We start from the raw sequence: 1,229 nt of genomic DNA, 5'->3' as shown, positions 1-1,229 counted from the left end.
GCGGGCAGCCGCAGCTCCATCGGGCCGGTGGGGATGTCGATCGGCTGCGCGCCCAGCTCCAGCGCGCGGTAGTAGGCCTTGTGGGCGTCCTTCACGCGGAACGCCAGCCCGCAGGCGCTGGGCCCGTGCTCCTGCGCAAAGTAGTCGGCCAGGCTGCGCGGCTCGCGGTTGATGATGAAGTTGATCTGCCCCTGGCGCCACAGCTCCACGTCCTTGGATCGGTGGCGCGCGATGCGGGTGAAGCCCAGTGCCTGAAACAGCGGCTCCAGCACGTTGGCGGTGGGCGCGGCAAACTCGACAAACTCGAATCCGCACAGCCCCATGGGGTTGTCGAAGAGGTCGGCCATGGTCTCGACTCCTGCACTGAAATTGAAAGCCGGAAGCATATGTCCGCGTCGGCGCAATGGGCTTGCATTTCGACGACCGGAAAACCCGCAATCATGAAAAATCGTTGCGGGTTTCGGGTAAAACCCGCACTGTTCTGACCCAGGAGAGCCCCATGGTGCCCAGCCCTTCCGTCGACGCGGTGGATCGCCGCATCCTGGCCCGTCTACAGGAGGACGGGCGCATCAGCAACCAGGCCCTGGCCGAAGCGGTGCATCTGTCCCCGGCGCAGTGCAACCGCCGCCACCGCCGGCTGGAGGAGCAGGGCTATGTGCGCCGCTACGAGGCGCGGCTGGACGCGCCGCGGCTGGGGCTGGGCGTGACCGCGTTCGTGCATGTGACGATGGAGCGCGGCCACATCCGCGAGGTGGAGCAATTCCGCCAGCGGGTGCGCGACATGGCGCAGGTGCAGGAGTGCTATGCGGTGACGGGCGATTTCGACTATGTGCTCAAGGTGGTGGCGCGCGATCTGAAGGCGCTGTCGGACTTTCTGCTCGGCACGCTGGCGCAGCTGCCAGGCGTCAACGGCGTGCGCTCCAGCGTCTGCCTGGACGAGATCAAATGCACCAGCGCGCTGCCGCTGTAACGGTGCACGACAGCGCGGGGGTCACCCCCGCCCAACGAACGGCATTTGGGTGGCCATGACCGTGGTGAACAGCACGTTGGCCTCCAGCGGCAGGCGCACCATGGCCATGAAGGTCTGCACCACCGCGTCCATGTCCATGCGCGCCTCGGGGCGCACGCTGCCGTCGGCCTGCAGCACGCCAGCGGCCATGCGCTCGGTCATGTCGCTGGCGACGTTGCCGATGTCGATTTGACCCACCGCGATGTCGAATGCCCGGCCA

Annotated in this window: 1 protein-coding gene and 2 pseudogenes; 1 reads left to right on the top strand and 2 read right to left on the bottom strand. The window is 67.0% G+C overall.

Annotation, left to right across the window (positions count from 1 at the left end):
- Positions 1-347 (bottom strand): annotated as a pseudogene (locus tag ACK4TH_RS11945) (4-hydroxyphenylpyruvate dioxygenase); the annotation flags it as partial.
- Between the two features lie 152 nt (positions 348-499).
- Here ACK4TH_RS11945 and ACK4TH_RS11940 point away from each other — a divergent pair.
- Entirely contained in the window at positions 500-970 is a 471-nt protein-coding gene (locus tag ACK4TH_RS11940; protein WP_409626752.1) for an Lrp/AsnC family transcriptional regulator, read from the top strand.
- Positions 971-991: 21 nt separating this feature from the next.
- Here the strand turns inward: ACK4TH_RS11940 and ACK4TH_RS11935 are convergent.
- Positions 992-1,229, bottom strand: a pseudogene (locus ACK4TH_RS11935) (3-oxoacyl-ACP reductase); the annotation flags it as partial.

The sequence above is a fragment of the Tepidimonas sp. genome, assembly GCF_046292505.1.
In the GTDB taxonomy this organism is placed as follows: Bacteria; Pseudomonadota; Gammaproteobacteria; order Burkholderiales; family Burkholderiaceae_C; genus Tepidimonas.
The sequence above is the reverse complement of the archived record's forward strand: the minus strand, read 5'-3'. Positions and strand labels throughout refer to the sequence as shown.

Excerpts from the sequence above, each read along its gene's own strand:
- ACK4TH_RS11940 (WP_409626752.1), top strand. The coding sequence starts at position 500 with ATGGTGCCCAGCCCTTCCGTCGACGCGGTGGATCGCCGCATCCTGGCC.